Genomic DNA, 17,139 nt, shown 5'->3' with positions numbered 1-17,139 from the left:
CGCGAACGGCGCGGACGCGGAGGGGACGCGGAGGGGACGGATGCCGCAGCCCGGCGCGTGGCGACGGGGCGCGGCATCCGTCGCCTACATCTCCTCGTGGGTGCGGGGGTCGCCGTCCCACAGCCGGCCGCGCTCGAGGGCGCTGATCGCGGCGACCTGCTCGTCGGTGAGGGTGAAGCCGAAGACGTCGGCGTTCTCGCGCTGGCGATCCGGATCGGCCGACTTCGGAATCGGCGTGCTGCCCAGCTGCGTGTGCCAGCGCAGCACGATCTGCGTCGGGGTGACCTCGTAGACCGTCGCGAGCTCGTGGAGGAGCTGCTCGGTCAGCAGCTCGCTGCGCCGGGCGAGCGGGCTCCAGCTCTCGGTGCGGATGCCGTGGGTCGCGTGGAACGCGCGCAGAGACTCCTGTGGGAAGTACGGGTGCAGCTCGACCTGGTTCACGGCCGGCGCGACGCCCGTCTCCTCGATGAGCTCGGTGAGCATCTCTTCGGTGAAGTTGGAGACGCCGATCGACCGGACGAGCCCCTGCTTCCGGGCCTCGATGAGCCCGCGCCACGTGTCGACGTATTTGCCGACGCTGGGGTTGGGCCAGTGGATCAGGTGCAGGTCGATGTGGTCGAGGCCGAGCGCGTCGATCGATCCCTTGACGCTGTCGAGGGCCTCCTGGCGGCCGTGGTGGCGGCCGGGGATCTTCGAGGTGACGAGGAGCTGGTCGCGCGCGACGCCGCTGCGGCGGACGGCCTCACCGACCTCGCGTTCGTTCTCGTAGTTGACGGCGGTGTCGAGGAGCCGGTAGCCGGACTCGATCGCGGCGACCATGGCCGCGATGCCGTCGTCGCCCCGCAGGTTGTAGGTGCCCAGGCCCAGCTCGGGGAACCAGGAGCCGTCGTTGAGATTCACGGTGGGGATCGCGCTCATGGCTCCATCCTGGCCTGGATCTCACCCCGCGGGGCGGCCCGCAGGTTCACGGGCGGTCGTCGACGTCCAGCGTGCCCTCGGTGGCCGCGCGCTCGTCGGCCGTCGCGCTGTCGATCTGGTCGTCATCGAGGTCGGGGTCGAGGGGTCGATCGTCGTCGCCCCGGCCCAGCACACCGTCGCCGTCATCGACAGCGTCGTCGACGCCGTCGGCGAGGGGGCGGTCGACTCCGTCGTCGAGGGGTCGGTCGTCGTCATCGCCGCCGAGGGGTGGGATGAGAGGGTTCTGGTTGGTCATGGCGCTCTCCTTTCGCTGCCTCGAACGTACGAGCGCGCGCGCAGCGGCGCACGGGGCTTGCGGGGCCGGCGCCCAGCGGGTATCGCCGGCTCAGCCGTCGACCGCGCGCAGCCGCTCGCGCGGTCCCGGGATGCCGCGCTCCACGCCCAGCCACGACCCGTCCTCCTGCCGCACGTCGTAGGCGGCGAACGCGCACGCGATGCCGCGCGCCGACATCAGGTCGGCCGAGTCCATGAGCTGGAAGTGCAGGTGCGGCGAGGTCGAGTTGCCGGTGTGGCCGACGCGGCCGATCACGTCGCCCGCGGCGACCCGCTCCCCGACCGAGACCGCCACGGTGCCCGGCCGCAGGTGGGCGAAGCCGGCGTACACGTCGCCGGCACGCAGGATCACATGGTTGCCCAGGATCGCCGGGATCTTCTCCGGCCGGAACGTCATCCCGTTCCAGACCATCCGCCCCGCCTCCCGGAACGGGTTGATCCACCGCCGCTCGGCCATCCCGTCCGAGGCGGCGACGACCTCGCTGGCGAGCGGTGCGTGGATCTCGGCGTTCCAGGCGTAGCACTCGTCGGTGCGCCCGCCGACCGTCGAGGTCGTGAACGTCGACCCGGGGTGCACGTGCACGCCGGCGCGGTCGTCGACGCGGACGAAGTCGAACGCGTACCGCTGGCCGAGGATGTCGACCCCGTGGCTGGGGATGCGGGCGGCGGGCGTGGTCACCGCCATCCAGCCCTCGCCGCGCAGCGGGAACTCCACCACCACCGGATCGTCGAGCTCGCCCACGGGGTCAACCCTTCCAGCGCTCGCGGACCCAGTCCAGGGTGACGACGGCCTGGGCGCGCTGGAAGGGGCGCAGCGTCGGCATGCGCGGCGGATGGGGACGCAGCGACGACGACAGGAACATGCCCGCGAACCCGGCCAGCACGTTCGTCGCCGCGTCGGCCGGCATGCCGTCGAACACGGGATGCCGGCGGATCAGGCTCTCGACGTCCGCAGCCGCGTCGAAGTACCGCACGTTGATCAGCAGGCTGAGCGCATCGAACCACCCCGCCCCGCGCGCACCCCAGGGCCAGTCGATCAGCACGACGGAATCGTCGGAGCGCAGCAGGATGTTGTCGGCACGCGTGTCGTAGTGGACGAGCCGGTCGCCCCGGGCGTCCGAGGCCCCGCGGGCGGCAGCATCCACGAGTCCCTCGAAATGCGCGCGCACCCAGTCGTCGAGGCCGTGCGGCAGCGACCCCAGGGCGTCGACGTCGATCCCGCGCCACGCAGCGGCGTCGCCGGCGAGCGCGTCGGCCACATCGGTCACCGGCACGTCGGCGGGCAGTTCGACCGCCGAGATCCGATGCAGCGCGTCGAAGACCGCGTCCAGCTCGCGCGGCTCCCAGGGAGTGACGGGATGCCGGCCCTCGACGTCCTCGAGCACCAGCGCGATCCACTCGCCGTCGTCGACCGCGCCGAGGAGGGCCGGCGCGGGGATGCCCGCGGGCAGGCGGGCGGAGATCTCGGCCTCGCGCCGGTGGATGGTCGGTGTATCGACGTTGACGGCGGGGCTCGCCGCCTTGACGAAGGCGCGACGGCCGGAGGCCGTCACCACACGGTCGGCCGAGCCCGGCGAATAGCCGCCGGACTGCGACGTCGCCTCGACGACCGCGTCGCCGAGCACGTCCTCGATCCCCGCGCGCACCGCCGCGGGGATCTCCGACCACTGCACGCGGCTCATGCACGCACCGGGACCGATCCCGGCTGCGCCCCCACGAGGGCCTCGGCCGCGCGGGCGGTGCGCAGCGCGAAGCGCGTCGTGTCGGTGCCGCGCGCGAGGGACTGCGCATTCAGTCCGTCGATCATGCCGATCAGCTCCCACGCCACCTCGCCGGGCTCCGTCGTCGAGAACGTGCCGGCGCGGCATCCGTCCGCCACGATGCTCTCGACGAGGGACTGCCACCGCTGCATCTGCGCGCGGACGGCGAGTGCCAGCGGCTCATTGCGCCGTGCCAGCGCCCACCCCTCGACCCACACCACCGTCAGCTCCTCGCGCGCGCCGTCCATGAGCGTCTCGATGAGCGCGCCCAGGCGGCCGGCCGGCTCGTCGGCCGCCGCCACGACCCGCTCCACGTCGCGCACCTCCTCCTCCACGAGGTCGGTGTAGACCCGCGCCACGAGGTCGTCCATCGACGGCTGATAGTGGGCGACGAGTCCCGATGCGACGCCCGCCCGCTCGGCGACCGCGCGCAGCGTGAGCGCGCTGAGGCCGTCCTCGCGCGCGAGCTCGGTCGCGGCGGCGACGATCTCGGCGGCACGCTCGGCGGGAGCCTTGCGGGTGCGAGGTCGTGCGGCTGTGCTTGACATGTTCCCGCCAGCATAGGTAGCTTCTCTATTGATCGCTAGATCAATTAAGTACGGACACGGAGGGACAGGGCGACGATGGCCTGGAGGATGCCGCACGAGGGCGACCCGCACGAGCGCACGTGGATGGCCTTCCCGAACGAGGGGCCGACGCTCGGCGACGACCCCGCCGAGCGCGAGCGCTTCTACGACGCGTGGAGCGCCGTCGCGCACGCCGTGGCCGGCTTCGAACCCGTCACGATGCTGGTCGACCCCTCCAGGGTCGACGACGCGCGCCGCCGGCTGTCGTCCGAGATCGAGGTCGTCGAGACGCCGGTGGACGAGTTCTGGTTCCGCGACCACGGGCCGACGTTCGTCGTCGACGACGATCGTCCGGGCGTCCTCGGCGCGGTCGACTGGGTCTTCAACGGCTGGGGCGCCCCCGAATGGGCGTCGTGGGAGAAGGCCGCCGCGCACACACGCCTCACCGCGGAGCTGGTGGGCGCCGAGCTCGTGAGCTCCCTCCTCGTCAACGAAGGCGGCGGCATCCACGTCGACGGCGAGGGCACCGTGCTCGTCACCGAGACCGTGCAGCTCGACCCGCGCCGCAACCGGTTCGCCGACAAGGCGCGCGTCGAGGCGGAGCTTCAACGCACCATCGGCGCCACGAAGGCGGTGTGGCTGCCCCGCGGCCTCACCCGCGACTACGACGAGTTCGGCACCAACGGCCACGTCGACATCGTGGCCACCATCCCGACCCCGGGCAGGCTCCTGCTGCACGACCAGCGCGACCCCGACCACCCCGACTTCGAGGTGACGCGCGCGCTGCGCGCCTTCCTGTCGGAGCAGACGGATGCCGCGGGCCGCGCCTTCGAGATCATCGACCTCCCCGCCCCCGAGACGCTGCGCGACCACGAGGGATTCGTCGACTACAGCTACGTCAACCACCTCGTCGTGAACGGCGGGATCATCGCGTGCGGTTTCGGCGAGGATCGCGCCGACGCGCGGGCGCGCGAGATCCTCGAGGCCGCCTACCCCGGGCGCCGGGCGGTCACGGTCGACGCGCGCCAGATCTTCGCGGGCGGCGGCGGCATCCACTGCATCACCCAGCAGCAGCCGAAGGTGGCCGGCCGATGAGCGCGCGCGACCCGCGGCGCGTTTCGTCTCGCTCGTTCCTCGCTCGCTCAACGACCGGCCCTGGGTGGTCGAGCGAGCGGAGCGAGACGAAACGCGCCGGGCATCGGTCGTTGAGCGAGCGGAGCAAGACGAAACGCGCCGGGCATCGGTCGTTGAGCGAGCGGAGCGAGACGAAACGCGCCGGGCATCGGTCGTTGAGCGAGCGGAGCGAGACGAAACGCGCCGGGCATCGGTCGTTGAGCGAGCGAAGCGAGACGAAACGCCGCGAGCGCGGAGGACACCGATGACCCGCTCCTTCCCCGTCGTCGAGAAGACGATCGCCGAGCTCCGCACCGCGCTCGAAGCCGGCGAGGTCACGGCGGTCGAGCTCGTGGACGCCTACCTCGCCCGCATCGACGCGTACGACGCCCCCGGCACGGCGACAGCACTCAACGCGGTGGTCGTACGCAATCCCGACGCGCGGGCCGAGGCCGCGGCATCCGATCTCCGTCGCGCCGAGGGCCGCACGCTCGGGCCTCTCGACGGCATCCCGTACACCGCCAAGGACTCGTTCATGGCGAAGGGGCTGACCGTCGCGGCGGGGTCGCCGGCGTTCGCCGACCTCGTCGCCCAGCGCGACGCCTTCTCGATCGAGCGGCTCCGCGAGGCCGGGGCGGTGCTCCTCGGGCTGACCAACATGCCGCCGATGGCCAACGGCGGCATGCAACGCGGCGTGTACGGCCGCGCCGAGAGCCCGTACAACGCCGACTTCCTGACGTCGGCGTTCGGCTCGGGCTCTTCGAACGGGTCGGGCACGGCGACCGCCGCGTCGTTCGCGGCGTTCGGCCTCGGCGAGGAGACCTGGTCGAGCGGCCGCGCGCCCGCCTCGAACAACGCGCTGTGCGCGTACACGCCCTCGCGCGGCGTGATCTCGGTGCGCGGCAACTGGCCGCTCGTGCCCACGATGGACGTCGTCGTGCCGCACACCCGCACGATGGCCGACCTGCTCGAGATCCTCGACGTGATGGTCGCCGACGACCCCGAGACGCGTGGCGACTTCTGGCGCGCGCAACCGTGGATCGAGATTCCGGATGCCTCCTCCCTGCGCCCTGCCTCATACCCGGCGCTCGGCGCCGTAGACGCCGACAGCGCCCGCGCGACGCTCGCGGGTCGACGGTTCGGCGTGCCGCGGATGTACATCAACGCCGACCCCGACGCCGGGACGAACCCCGAAGGCGGCATCGGCGGTCCGACCGGCACGCGCGTCGAGACGCGCGCCGCGGTGATCGCGCTGTGGGAGACCGCGCGCCGCGATCTGCAGGCAGCCGGTGCCGAGGTCGTCGAGGTCGACTTCCCCGTGGTGACGAACTACGAGGGTGACCGCCCCGGTGCACCCACGATCAAGAGCCGCGGACTCGTGACCGAGGAGTTCCTCCACCGCGAGATCGTCGACCTGTCCGCATGGGCGTGGGACGACTTCCTGCGCGCGAACGGCGATCCCGCGCTCGACCGGCTCGAAGCCGTCGACGGCGCCGCTGTCTTCCCGCACCCCGACGGCGCGCTGCCCGACCGCTACACCGGCTTCGACGACGACATCGCCACCTACCCGGCGCAGGTGCGCGAGCACCCGTATGCGGCCTTCACCGACATCCCCGAACTCGAGGCGGGCGTGCGCGGCCTCGAGGAGACCCGCCGCAGGGACCTGGAGGAATGGATGTCGGGACTCGGCCTCGACGCCGTGCTCTTCCCAGCGGTGGCCGATGTCGGACCGGCCGACATGGACGTGAATGAGGCGTCGGCCGACCTCGGCTGGCGCAACGGCGTGTGGGTGGCCAACGGCAACCTCGCGATCCGTCATCTCGGCATCCCGACCGTGACCGTGCCGATGGGCACGATGGCCGACATCGGGATGCCGGTGGGCCTCACCATCGCGGGGCCCGCCTACGGCGATACGGAGCTGCTGACGTGGGCCGCCGCCTTCGAGGCGCTGCGCGCGCGACGCACCGCTCCCCCGCGCACGCCCGAGCTCTGATCCGTCGGGGGCAGGCCGACGGCGGCGACCCCGGGTGGGGCCGCCGCCGCGTGCATCTGAGAAGAGAGCTGTGCGTCGTGGGTCAGCGCTTGGCCTCCAGGATGAGGTTGAACGGTGTCTCGGCGACGACGCGGACGCGCGAGAAGCCGGCCTGGTTCAGCACTTCGGTGAGGCGGGCCGGACCGGCCTGCGCGCCCAGCACGAGCTCGCCGCCGTCCGCGAGGGAGTGCGCGGTGCAGATCATGCTCGAAGCCGCGTAGTAGGTCTGGCCGACGACGTGGAGATTGTCTTCGAGGCGGTCGGCGGCGTTCGGCTCGACCAGCAGGATCGTGCCGTCCGGCGTGAGCGCCTCGGCCGCGTGCCGCAGCACCCCGACCGGGTCACCCATGTCGTGCAGCGCGTCGAAGAAGCAGATCAGTCCGAAGCCTCGGGCGTCGTAGTCCTTCGCGCTGACCTGCGCGAACTGCACGCGCTCCTCGACGCCGGCCTCGCGGGCGTTGCGACGCGCCTCCGAGATCGAGGGCGCGTGCGTGTCGAAACCGTGGAATCGCGAGTTCGGGAACGCCCGCGCCATGAGCACGCTCGTGTGTCCGTGCCCCACGCCCACATCGGCGACGGCGATGCCCCGCTCGAGGGCGGGGACGACGCCGTCCAGCGCGGGAAGCCACTGCGAGACCAGGCTCGCCCGGTACCCGTTGCGGTAGAAGGCGGCGGTGCCGTGCGCCAGTCGCGGGTCGTGGTCGCCCCATGCGATGCCCTCGCCGGTGCGGAACGCGTGCAGCGCCCGGGCTTCGTCGCTCCACATCGCCGCGGGCGTGTTCCAGGCGGGCGGCAGGTAGACCGGGCTGTCTTCATCCGCCAGCACCATCGCCTGCTCGGGACTGAGCGCGAAGGTGCCGGCCTCGGCGTCGTAGGTCACGTAGCCGGCGGCGGCTTGCGAAGAGGCCCAGTCGCGCACGTACCGCTCGGCACAGTGCGTGCGGTCAGCCAGCTGCTGCGAGGTGAGCGGGCCCGCCTCGGCGAGCGCGCGGTAGAGTCCGAGGCGCGCCCCGAGGCTCACCATCACCCCGAGGTAGCCGGCGCCGAGGTGGTCCACGGCGCGCAGCACGAAGGCATTCAGCGCTGTCTCATCGACGGTGGTCGTCGTCATGGTGTCGGTCCTTTCGTTGTCCGATCGACGTTGTGCTTCCATGCTCCGGATGCCGCAGCCTCGGGTTCAGGGGCATCCCGACCCTCGTTCGGGTCATTCGTGCCACGATGTGGTGCCAGGAGGCGACATGACCGCACGCACGCTCGACGTCAGCGTCGTCGCGCTGCCCGACACCGGGGTGGCGACGATGTTCGGCGTGCTCGACGTCTTGAACTCGTTCGCCGTCATGGGCATCGGTGACGCGGCGGCGCCGGCTCCCTTCCGTGCCCGGATCGTCGGCGCCGACGAGGGGCCGCTCATGGGCGTGAGCGGGGTGCCGGTGCCGGTGTCGCAGGCCGTCGGCGACATCGCGCACACCGACATCGTGATCGTGCCGTCGATCGTGCTCGGCGCCGACGGCTGGCAGACCGGACGCTATCCTGAGCTGGTCGACTGGGCGTCGCGCATGCACGAGCAGGGTGCACTCCTGTGCTCGGCGTGCTCGGGCATCTTCCTTCTCGCCGAGACGGGCCGCTTCGACGACCGCGACGTGACCGTGCACTACGACTACGCGACGCAGCTGCGGCAGGCGCACCCCGACGTGCGCGTGCACCCGGAGCGCGCGCTCCTGGTCACCGGGACGCGCGACGAGCTCGTGACGTCGGGGGCGTCGACCACGTGGCACGACCTGGTGCTCTACCTGACGGGGCGGTTCGCAGGCGCAGCGCTCGCGCAGGAGACCGCGCGCATGTTCGCCCTCCAGTGGCACCAGGACGGCCTCGCGCCCTACATGGTGTTCGAGGGTCGGACCGGTCACGGCGACGCCGTGGTCGCCGACGCGCAGGACTGGCTGCGCACCCACTACTCGGTGGCCGCACCCGTCGAGCAGCTGGTGGTGCGCTCCGGGCTCGCCGAGCGCACCTTCAAACGGCGCTTCACCGAGGCGACCGGCGTGAGCCCTCTCGCCTACGTGCAGCGGCTGCGCGTGGAGGAGGCCAAACGGCGCCTCGAGCAGACGGAGGAGTCGGTGGAGGCGATCGGCTGGCACGTCGGCTACGAGGATCCGGCCTTCTTCCGGCGGCTGTTCAAACGTGTCACCGGGCTGCCTCCCGGCGTGTATCGCAAGCGCTACCGGGTGCCGGTCATCCGGACCACGATCCGCTGAGGAGGAGAGCGATGCTGCTTCGCACGGCCACGTCGGCCCAGATCGACCCCGTCGCCCGCGGCCGCGAGCTGGGCGCGGCGTTCGCGCCGCAGTTCGCGCGTGCAGCCGCGCTCTACCTCGAGCACTTCGCCGAGCTCGGCATCACCCCGGAGCGCGCACGGGCGATCGCGGAGCGCAGTCGCGCCGCCCTGGCCGACTGGGCGCCCGGGATCGCGGCGGAGTCGGACGCCGTCGCCGCCGCCGCCGGGATCGACCGGTGGCGCGTCGCCGCGGTCGCGGCGCGCACCGAGATCCTGGCAGCTGCCGCGAGGCCGACCGAGGGCGAGTGCTCCACGGCCGTGCACGTCGGCTCCGGCCCGGCCGAGACGCTGCAGACGTGGGACTGGCACGACTTCCTGGTGCCCGACGCGCTTCTGCTGGCCTACACGTCCGGCACCGGGCTGCGGGTGAAGACGTTCACGGAGTTCGGCACACCGGGCAAGATCGGCGTGAACAGCGCCGGGCTCGGCCTGCATTTCAACATCCTGTCGCACGCGTCGGACTCCGACGCGGGCGGCGTGCCCGTGCACGCCGTCGCCCGGCGCATCCTCGACGAGGCCCGCTCCATCGACGACGCACGCCGCCTCGCGGCGAGCGCGGCGGTGAGCGCCTCGACGGTGCTCACGGTGTTCGAGTCGTACGACCCTGACTCGTCCCGCCCGGGCTCGCGGGGGTCGTCCGCCCCGAACTCGTGGGGGTCGTCCGGCCCGGGCTCGTCTGGGTCGTCCGCCCCGGGCTCGTCCGGCCCGAGCTCGTCGGGGTCGTCGGGCCGGGCGTCGCACGCCGCGGACCCGGCCGGCTCGGTATCGCGAACCCGGGGGTCGCACGCCGCGTCGCTCGAGCTCTCCCCCGCCGGCCTCGGCGTGGTCGAGCCGGCCGCCGACGGCTGGCTGTTCCACACCAATCACTTCCTCGACCCCGCGCTGGCGGCGGGCGACCTCATGCCGTCCACCGATTCGACGACCGTCGAGCGCCTGGCCCACCTCGAGACCGTCCGGCACGAGCTCGCGGGCCTCGACGCGGCCGACCGCGCCCTCGCCGCGTGCGGCGCGCAGGGCGCCGACGCCGCGATCTGCATCAGCCCCGACCTCACGCTGCCGCGGGTGGATCAGTGGGCGACCCTGCTGACCGTCAGCGTCGACACCGTCGGCTTCGGGCTCGACGTCTTCGCCGGGCGGCCGGACCAGGCCGCGGCGGAGGGATTCACCCGCTTCTGACACGGGCGGGCGCATCGCCCGCCCGACGGCGTCAGCGACGGCCTGCGGGGTGGGGTCAGCGCCGGCCCGACCGGAGATCCTCGCCGGCGGACTCGGACGCGGCGGTCGCGGCATCCGTCGTCGTCTCGTCGCTACGTCCATCGCGTCCGTCGCCGTCGCGTCCGTCGCCGTCATCCCCGGCGCGTCCGTCGCCGTCGCTCGTGGGCTCGGCGCCCGCCGCCTCGCCGTCGGTGTGCAGCGAGGGCGGGGCCGATGCATACGCGTCGGAGAGCTCGCGGTACGGCTTCGAGAAGAACGCCAGCAGCACGACGAGCAGCAGGAGCAGGCTCGCGCCCACGAAGGCCAGTGCGATGCCGCGGGCTTCGCCCTCGCCGAGCAGCCAGCCGAACGACTCCTGCCCCTCGGGCGACTCCATGTAGGGGATGAGCCAGAACTGGGCGATGGGTCCGATGAGGAAGGCCGACACGGGTGCGGCGGCCGATTCGACACTCGCGGCGAAGCCGAACACGCGTCCCTGCTTCTCGAACGGGACGACGCGCTGCACGATCGTCTGCTCGGCGGCCTCGGCGATCGGCATGAGCGCCATGAAGACGAGGATGCCGAGCGCGTACAGCCACCACCACTCGCGGATCGCGAAGGTCATCCCGAGCAGCGCGACGCCGATGTTGACGAGCAGCAGCGTCCGGACCGGGTTCTTGCCGAGCCCGAACTTGGCCACCAGCGCGCCGCCGATGATGAAGCCGAAGCTCGTGACGCCGAGCACGATGCCCCACATCTCGACCGAGAACAGGGTGAGGCCGTACGGGTCCATGAGCGCCATGAACACACCGCCGACGAGGTTGTTGAACGTCGCGAACAGGATGAGGGCGAGAAGGCCGGGCACCGCCATGACGGCGGGGATCACACCACGGAAGCTGAAGCCCTGCGGCGCCTGCCCCTCGGCGTGGGCGACGCCGCGCTCGGGGATCGGCACGAACAGCAGGTGGATGAGGGCGACGCCGGTCGCGGCGATGGCGATCGCGATCGTCCAGCCCATGCCGAGGAGGCCGATCGACAGCCCCGAGAACACGCTCGTCACCATGAACGCGATCCCCTGCACCGCCCCGACGAGGCCGTTCGCGTTCTCGCGCCGCTCGGCCGGAACCAGCAGGGTCACGGTGGTCGACAGGGCGATGTTGCGCAGGTTCTCCACCACCCCGCCGACGAGGATGACGCCGGCGAACACCCAGAACCACGGGCCGGTCCAGTCCAGCAGGGTGCTCTCGGGGAACACCAGGAAGATCGCGCCGGCGAGCAGGTAGGTCACCGTCGTCACGACGCTCGAGAGCAGCATGACGGCCCTCTTCTTCATGTGGTCGACGATGACGCCGAACACCACGCCGAAGACCGCCACGAGCAGCATGTACGAGCCGCCGATGATCGCGGTGGCGAGCACCGACTGCGTCTCGAGGTAGACCCAGAAGGTCAGCGCGAACCAGAGGTAGCTGGTCGTGACGTTCGCGACCGCCGTATTGACGAGCACCTGGTAGAACGCGCGCAGCGTGCGCGGACCGGGTGTGATCTGGAGAGTCTCTTCGGATCCGGCGGGCCCCGCAGGGCTCGGCTGGGTCATGGCTTTTCCTTCGGCGTGTTCCGATCAGGGAGGGGTGACGAGGCCTAAGCTGAATGTGGACACTGTTCACATTCGGTGTTCACAACGTACACACCGGGGCGGGAGGACGCAATGAGCACCGCGCGCACCTATCATCACGGAGACCTCCGACGTGCTCTCATCGACGAGGGGCTTCAGCTCGCGCGCACCGGCGGCCCGGCCGCCGTGACGCTGCGCGAGGCCACCCGCGCCGTCGGCGTCTCGCCCAACGCCGCCTACCGTCACTTCGCCGACCGCGACACGCTCGTGCGGGCCGTCGCCCGCGAGGCGCAGCTCGCGCTGGCCGCCGCGATCGTCGAGCGGGTCGAGGCGGCCCCGCACAACCCCTCCCCTGCGGCTGCGGCGATCGAGCGCCTGCGGCGGGTCGGACTCGCCTACATCGACTTCGCGCGCGCCGAGCGCGGCTGGTTCGAGACCGCGTTCTTCACGCAGGACACCCACGCGAACGAGGGGATCGTCACCCTCGACGACGAGATCGTCGCGCCCTTCCGCCTCCTCATGGACACCCTCGACGCCATGGTGGATGCCGGAGCGCTCGATCCCGCGCGCCGGCCGTACGCCGAATGGGCGTGCTGGTCGGCCGTCCACGGGTTCGCCGACATCGCCGTGCACGGCCCGGTGCGGTGGCAGTCGGCCTCGGTCATCGACGCTCTCGCGGCATCCGTCGTGGAGTCGGCGATCACCGGGGTCCGGGGCGCCCCGGTGCCCGCAGCCTGACCCTCGGGCACCCACGCACTCGTAGACTGCCGCACATGGCCGAAGTGGCGGCATCCGTCGCAGCCCCCCGCCCCACGCTGCTGCGGCGCGGACTGTGGTGGGCCGCCGACTACGTCTACGCCGGGCGTCGTCAGCTCGCGCTCTTCTCATTCCCGTGGTCGATCGGCCGACCCCGCCCGACGCCGGACCGCTGGCGCCGCGGCGACCCCCGACTGCCCGAGGTGTACCTCCTCCCCGGCGTCTACGAGCACTGGACCTTCCTGCGCCCGCTCGGCGACGCCCTCGCCGCCGCAGGCCATCGGGTGTGCGTCGTGCACGGGCTCGGTGTGAACCGGCGTGGCATCCCCGACACCGCCGACCGGCTCGCGCGCATGCTGGCCGAGACCCCCGCGCCGAGCGCGGGACGGGTGATCGTGGCGCACAGCAAGGGCGGGCTCATCGGCAAGCACGTGCTGGTCACGTCGGGGGCGGCGGTCGAGGCGGCGCAGGCGGCGGCCCGCGGGCAGGATCCGACGGATGCCGCAGCACGCGCCACACCGCCCTCCGGCGAGCGTCCGCTCGGCCTGCTGGGGCTCGTGGCCGTCGCGACGCCGTTCGGCGGCGCCCGGCGTGCGCGGATCTTCGTGGACCCGAGCATCCGCGCGTTCCTGCCCGACGACGAGACGATCGTCATGCTGGGCCGCGAGACGTCCATCAACGGCCGCATCGTGTCGGTGTTCGGCCCGTACGACCCGCACATCCCCGAGGGCAGCGCGCTGGATGGCGCGACGAACATCGCGGTGCCCGCCGCGGGGCACTTCCGGCTGCTCGACTCCCCCGAGACGCACAAGGCCGTGCTCGACGGCATCGCGCTGCTCGGCCGCCCCGACGCCGCCTGACCCTCCCACCGCCCGGCCCTGGCTCGACCTCGGCACTGGCCCCAGCCGCTCTGGGTCCGCGTTCGGTGGGCGCAACACGCGGCATCGCGCCACCCATCCCGCGTGTTGCGCCACATCAACGGGCGCGCCGCACCAACGGGTCCCGCGGGTCAGGCCGCCGGGCGGTGCGGCCACCAGTCCGGGAGGAGCGCCTCGTAGACGCGCAGGAAGTCCTCCACACGGGGAGACGGATGCCGCAGCCACCCGTCGATGATCCCCACGGTGCCGTCCGCGAGGAAGCGGGCGGCGGCATCGGCGACGTCCGATCGCGGCATCCCGGCGACCGTCACGTCGAGCTCGACCCGCCCCCGCTCCAGGAGCGTCTCAGTCGTGCCGCGGAAGTGCCGGCTCAGCATCGCGTGGAGCCCGCCGCCGCCGTCGGCGAGCTCGCGGCGGTAGAGGCCGACGTGATCGAGGATGTGGCGGAGCACCGCCTCGGTGACCGTCGAGACGGCGGTGGCGGCATCCGCCCGGTCCTTCAGAAGGTCGGCGCGCAGCACGTCGAGTTCGGCGGTGAGAGCCGCCTCGACGAGTGCCTCCGGCGAATCCGCGTGCTCGTAGAACGTCGACCGATGCACCCCCGCAGCCTCGGCGAGCTGCGTCACCGTGAGGTCGGAGATCGGGTGCTCTGCAGCGAGATCGAGCGCGGCCGCATAGAGCCGGTCGCGGCTGCGCTGCTTGCGCGGGTCCATGGCGCCTCCGGGAATCTTTTCGACAGGTGTAGGTTAACTCCTATGTAACCGACATCTGTCGGATAAGCAACAGGCGCCACGCGATGACGCCACCAACGGAGGTACATCATGGCTACGTACGATGTCGCGGACCGCTCCGCCATCGTCACGGGCGCGGGATCCGGCATCGGCCGGGCCGTCGCCCTGACCCTCGCCGCCAACGGCGCGGCCGTCCTGGTCGCCGACGTGCGACAGGAGGCCGCCGACGCGGTCGTCGCCGAGATCGCCGGCGCGGGCGGCACCGCCACGGCGTTCGTGGGCGATGTGTCCGACCCCGCTGTCGGCCAGGCAGCCGTCGACGCCGCGGAGGCGATGGCTCCGCTGCGGATCGCGGTCAACAACGCCGGCATCGGCGGCGCGGCCGCCCCGGTCGGCGAGTACCCGATCGATTCGTGGCAGAAGGTCATCGAGATCAACCTGAACGCGGTCTTCTACGGAACGCGCGCGCAGGCGCCGGCCATCGCCCGCAACGGCGGCGGCTCGATCGTCAACATCTCGTCGGTGCTGGGCTCGGTCGGCATCCCGATGTCGTCGGCGTACGTCGCGTCCAAGCACGGCGTCGTCGGCCTCACCAAGAACGCGGCGCTCGAGTACGGCGCCCAGGGCGTGCGCGTCAACGCGGTCGGCCCCGGCTTCATCCACACGCCGCTCGTCGACGCGAACCTCGACGACGACGCGCAGTCCGCCCTGGCCGCGCAGCACGCGCTCGGTCGCCTCGGCGACGCGCAGGAGGTCGCGAACATCGTCGCCTTCCTCGCCTCGGACGCGGCGAGCTTCGTCAGCGGCAGCTACCACCTCGTCGACGGCGGCTACGCGGCGCACTGAGCAGTCCCACGGACCAGCGGCCCGCGTGCACCCGAAGCGCGCGGGCCGCTTCTCCTTCCCGCGCGCGGGTCGCTGTCGTTCGCGCGCGCGGGAAAGCGAGGTCTCATGTGCGGCTTAGAGCCCGCACACGCCCGCTCCCTACGGTCGGTGCCACGGAACAACGGTGTTCCCCGCCCGGACGAGGAAGGGAACGCCGATGCTCGCAGACACCCGCTTGGCACACACCGAGCAGCAGGCGCCACCGACCGCTCGCGAAGCGCGGCCGTGGTGGCGGATCGCCGTCGGGGTGGGGATCGCCATGCTGTCGCTGGCAGCCCTGGTCGCCGTGCTCCCCGCGCCCACCGCGGGCAGCCCGGCCTGGTGGGCCGCCACCCTCGCCTTGCACGCGCCCTTCTGGGCGATCTCCGCGTTCCTCGCGGCCGGCCTCGTCGAGCGCATCGGGTTCCTGTGGCGAGGCAGGCGCCTGCCCGTCCCCGGATCGCTCCCGTCCGCGACGCCGTCGGTGTGCGTCCAGGTGCCGCTGTACAACGAGAACGCCGTGTCGGCGAGGATCATCCTCGTCACGGCGGGCGGCAGCGTGGCTGCGCGTGACGTCCTCTCAGTCGCGGGGCTCGTGAGGCGCGACGGACACGGACGCCGTCGTCGCCGCACGCCAGGCGGCGAGCACTTCGACGTGGCGCAGCAGGAACGCGCGCTCATCGAGGCGCTTGCGGCGCAGCCACCCGGTGACCTCGTCGTTGCACTTGCTCGCGTTGCACGAGCGGCACGCCGGCACGACGTTCTCGAAGGTGTACCGGCCGCCGCGCGAGATGGGCAGCACGCAGTCCTTCTGGAACGGGCCGTCGGCGGCCCCGCAGTAGGCGCAGGCACCCCAGGCTTCGAGAAGGGCGGCCCACTCATCGAGGGTGAGGTCGTTGTCGGCGGCCGCGACGCGGCGCGCCCGCCGCCGCGCTGCGCGCGCACGCCTGGTCTGACTCACCGCCATGCCGCCACGCTACCGACTGGGGCGGCGGAGGCCCGGGCGACGCGGCGCGCGTCGAGTGCACGGGTTTCCACCGGATGCCCGACGTGTGGACGCGCCCACCCCGTGCGGTCGACGGCGATCCGTGCATTCGGCGCAGCAGACCCCGTGCACTCGGCGCAGAAGACCGCGACCCGGCGACCGCGCCGGAGGTCAGGCGCCGTCGAGGAGCTTCTCGATGGTGGTGATGACGCCATGGTCGAGGTTCGACGGCGCGCGGTAGCGCGCCCGCTCCGTCACGTCCGGATGCGCGTTCGCCATCGCGAACGACAGGGACGCGGCATCCATCATCTCCAGGTCGTTGAGATAGTCGCCGAAGACCGCCGTCTGCTCGTGGGTGATGCCGGTCGCCGCCTGCAGCCGGCGGAGGGCTACGCCCTTGTTCACACCCTGGTTCATGACGTCGATCCAGTGGTGGCCCGACACGACCACCTGGTGCGTCGCGCGCAGGTCGTCGAGCGCCGGCGCGGTGACAGCGGCCTCCGCGAAGTCGAAGATGGCGACCTTGAGGATCTGGTCGTCCACCGCGAGAAGGTCGTCGACGACTTCGAGCCTCGCGTAATACTTCTCGGCCTCGGCGAGGGAGGCGGCGTCGGCCCGCTCGATGTACGCCGAGCGCTTGCCGCAGACGACGACGCCGAGGTCGCGGCCGGCGACGGCGAGCGCGCGCACCCTCCCGACGAGATCGGCCGTGAAGGAGCCGTCCATCGCGTCAGAGCTGATCTCGGCCTCGCCCTCGACGACATACGCGCCGTTCTCGGCGATGAAGACGGTGTCGTCGAGATGCCGCGCGAAGGCGCGCTGCAGGGTCGCGAGCTGTCGCCCGCTGGCAGGGGCGAAGCGGATGCCGCGCGCGTGCAGCCGGTCGAGCAGGGGCCACAGGGCATCGGGGATCCGGCCGGCGCCGTCGAGGAGGGTGCCGTCCATGTCGACGGCGATCAGGCGGAGGTCGGGAGAAGGGAAAGGCATGGCGCACCCAGCCTACGATCGGCACCTGAACGCGCGGCGGGCGGCGCGCGTTGGACGGCGGGCGGATGCCGGCAC

Annotated in this window: 17 protein-coding genes; 7 read left to right on the top strand and 10 right to left on the bottom strand. The window is 72.3% G+C overall.

Features of this window, described 5'->3' with window-relative positions; genetic code table 11:
• Nucleotides 1–84: 84 nt before the first annotated feature.
• The 5 genes from IM770_RS05460 to IM770_RS05440 form a co-directional block, all read right to left on the bottom strand.
• Nucleotides 85–918 carry an aldo/keto reductase gene (locus tag IM770_RS05460; protein WP_203580123.1) on the bottom strand — a complete coding sequence of 278 codons (834 nt, stop codon included), beginning with the start codon at nt 916–918 and terminating at the stop codon, nt 85–87.
• Nucleotides 919–964: 46 nt separating this feature from the next.
• On the bottom strand, nt 965–1,213 hold the full coding sequence (locus IM770_RS05455) for a hypothetical protein (RefSeq protein WP_203580122.1): 249 nt from the start codon (nt 1,211–1,213) through the stop codon (nt 965–967).
• A gap of 90 nt (nt 1,214–1,303) precedes the next feature.
• The gene (locus IM770_RS18150; RefSeq protein ID WP_203580121.1) at nt 1,304–1,993 is read right to left on the bottom strand and encodes a M23 family metallopeptidase; all 690 of its coding nucleotides are present in this window, start codon (nt 1,991–1,993) and stop codon (nt 1,304–1,306) included.
• A gap of 4 nt (nt 1,994–1,997) precedes the next feature.
• On the bottom strand, nt 1,998–2,933 hold the full coding sequence (locus tag IM770_RS05445) for a phosphotransferase family protein (RefSeq protein ID WP_203580120.1): 936 nt from the start codon (nt 2,931–2,933) through the stop codon (nt 1,998–2,000).
• Nucleotides 2,930–3,559, bottom strand: a complete 630-nt coding sequence (locus IM770_RS05440) for a TetR/AcrR family transcriptional regulator (RefSeq protein WP_203580119.1) — start codon at nt 3,557–3,559, stop codon at nt 2,930–2,932. The genes IM770_RS05445 and IM770_RS05440 overlap by 4 nt, the downstream gene beginning before the upstream one ends.
• A gap of 75 nt (nt 3,560–3,634) precedes the next feature.
• Here IM770_RS05440 and IM770_RS05435 point away from each other — a divergent pair, with 75 nt between their 5' ends.
• On the top strand, nt 3,635–4,672 hold the full coding sequence (locus tag IM770_RS05435) for an agmatine deiminase family protein (protein WP_203580118.1): 1,038 nt from the start codon (nt 3,635–3,637) through the stop codon (nt 4,670–4,672).
• Between the two features lie 283 nt (nt 4,673–4,955).
• Nucleotides 4,956–6,683: an amidase gene (locus tag IM770_RS05430; RefSeq protein ID WP_203580117.1), complete on the top strand. Its 1,728-nt coding sequence runs from the start codon at nt 4,956–4,958 to the stop codon at nt 6,681–6,683.
• An 82-nt stretch (nt 6,684–6,765) separates the two neighbouring features.
• On the opposite strand, the gene IM770_RS05425 is transcribed toward IM770_RS05430, so the two are convergent.
• Entirely contained in the window at nt 6,766–7,833 is a 1,068-nt protein-coding gene (locus IM770_RS05425) for a class I SAM-dependent methyltransferase (RefSeq protein ID WP_203580116.1), read from the bottom strand.
• 127 nt (nt 7,834–7,960) lie between these two features.
• On the opposite strand from IM770_RS05425, the gene IM770_RS05420 reads away from it, so the two are divergent.
• Nucleotides 7,961–8,977 carry a GlxA family transcriptional regulator gene (locus IM770_RS05420; RefSeq protein ID WP_203580115.1) on the top strand — a complete coding sequence of 339 codons (1,017 nt, stop codon included), beginning with the start codon at nt 7,961–7,963 and terminating at the stop codon, nt 8,975–8,977.
• A gap of 11 nt (nt 8,978–8,988) precedes the next feature.
• Nucleotides 8,989–10,233, top strand: coding sequence for a C45 family autoproteolytic acyltransferase/hydrolase (locus IM770_RS17855; protein WP_239065797.1), 1,245 nt, complete (start codon nt 8,989–8,991; stop codon nt 10,231–10,233).
• A gap of 55 nt (nt 10,234–10,288) precedes the next feature.
• Here the strand turns inward: IM770_RS17855 and IM770_RS05410 are convergent, their stop codons facing one another.
• Entirely contained in the window at nt 10,289–11,845 is a 1,557-nt protein-coding gene (locus IM770_RS05410) for an MFS transporter (protein WP_203580114.1), read from the bottom strand.
• A gap of 111 nt (nt 11,846–11,956) precedes the next feature.
• Here IM770_RS05410 and IM770_RS05405 point away from each other — a divergent pair, with 111 nt between their 5' ends.
• Nucleotides 11,957–12,601, top strand: a complete 645-nt coding sequence (locus IM770_RS05405) for a TetR/AcrR family transcriptional regulator (RefSeq protein WP_203580113.1) — start codon at nt 11,957–11,959, stop codon at nt 12,599–12,601.
• A gap of 35 nt (nt 12,602–12,636) precedes the next feature.
• The gene (locus tag IM770_RS05400) at nt 12,637–13,479 is read left to right on the top strand and encodes an esterase/lipase family protein (RefSeq protein ID WP_203580112.1); all 843 of its coding nucleotides are present in this window, start codon (nt 12,637–12,639) and stop codon (nt 13,477–13,479) included.
• A 149-nt stretch (nt 13,480–13,628) separates the two neighbouring features.
• Here the strand turns inward: IM770_RS05400 and IM770_RS05395 are convergent, their stop codons facing one another.
• Nucleotides 13,629–14,210, bottom strand: a complete 582-nt coding sequence (locus IM770_RS05395; RefSeq protein ID WP_203580111.1) for a TetR/AcrR family transcriptional regulator — start codon at nt 14,208–14,210, stop codon at nt 13,629–13,631.
• A 108-nt stretch (nt 14,211–14,318) separates the two neighbouring features.
• Between IM770_RS05395 and IM770_RS05390 the strand changes: the two genes are divergently transcribed.
• Nucleotides 14,319–15,074 (top strand): SDR family NAD(P)-dependent oxidoreductase, encoded by a 756-nt coding sequence (locus IM770_RS05390; protein WP_203580110.1) that lies wholly within the window; start codon nt 14,319–14,321, stop codon nt 15,072–15,074.
• Nucleotides 15,075–15,672: 598 nt separating this feature from the next.
• Here IM770_RS05390 and IM770_RS05385 read toward each other — a convergent pair.
• A complete protein-coding gene (locus IM770_RS05385) occupies nt 15,673–16,059 on the bottom strand; it encodes an HNH endonuclease (protein WP_203580109.1) in 387 nt (128 codons plus the stop codon).
• Between the two features lie 189 nt (nt 16,060–16,248).
• Nucleotides 16,249–17,064, bottom strand: a complete 816-nt coding sequence (locus IM770_RS05380) for a Cof-type HAD-IIB family hydrolase (RefSeq protein WP_203580108.1) — start codon at nt 17,062–17,064, stop codon at nt 16,249–16,251.
• Nucleotides 17,065–17,139 lie beyond the last annotated feature (75 nt).

It is taken from the genome of Microbacterium hibisci (genome assembly GCF_015278255.1).
Classification (GTDB): domain Bacteria; phylum Actinomycetota; class Actinomycetes; order Actinomycetales; family Microbacteriaceae; genus Microbacterium; species Microbacterium hibisci.
Note: the sequence above shows the minus strand (reverse complement) of the source record. Positions and strands in the feature narration are given on the sequence as shown.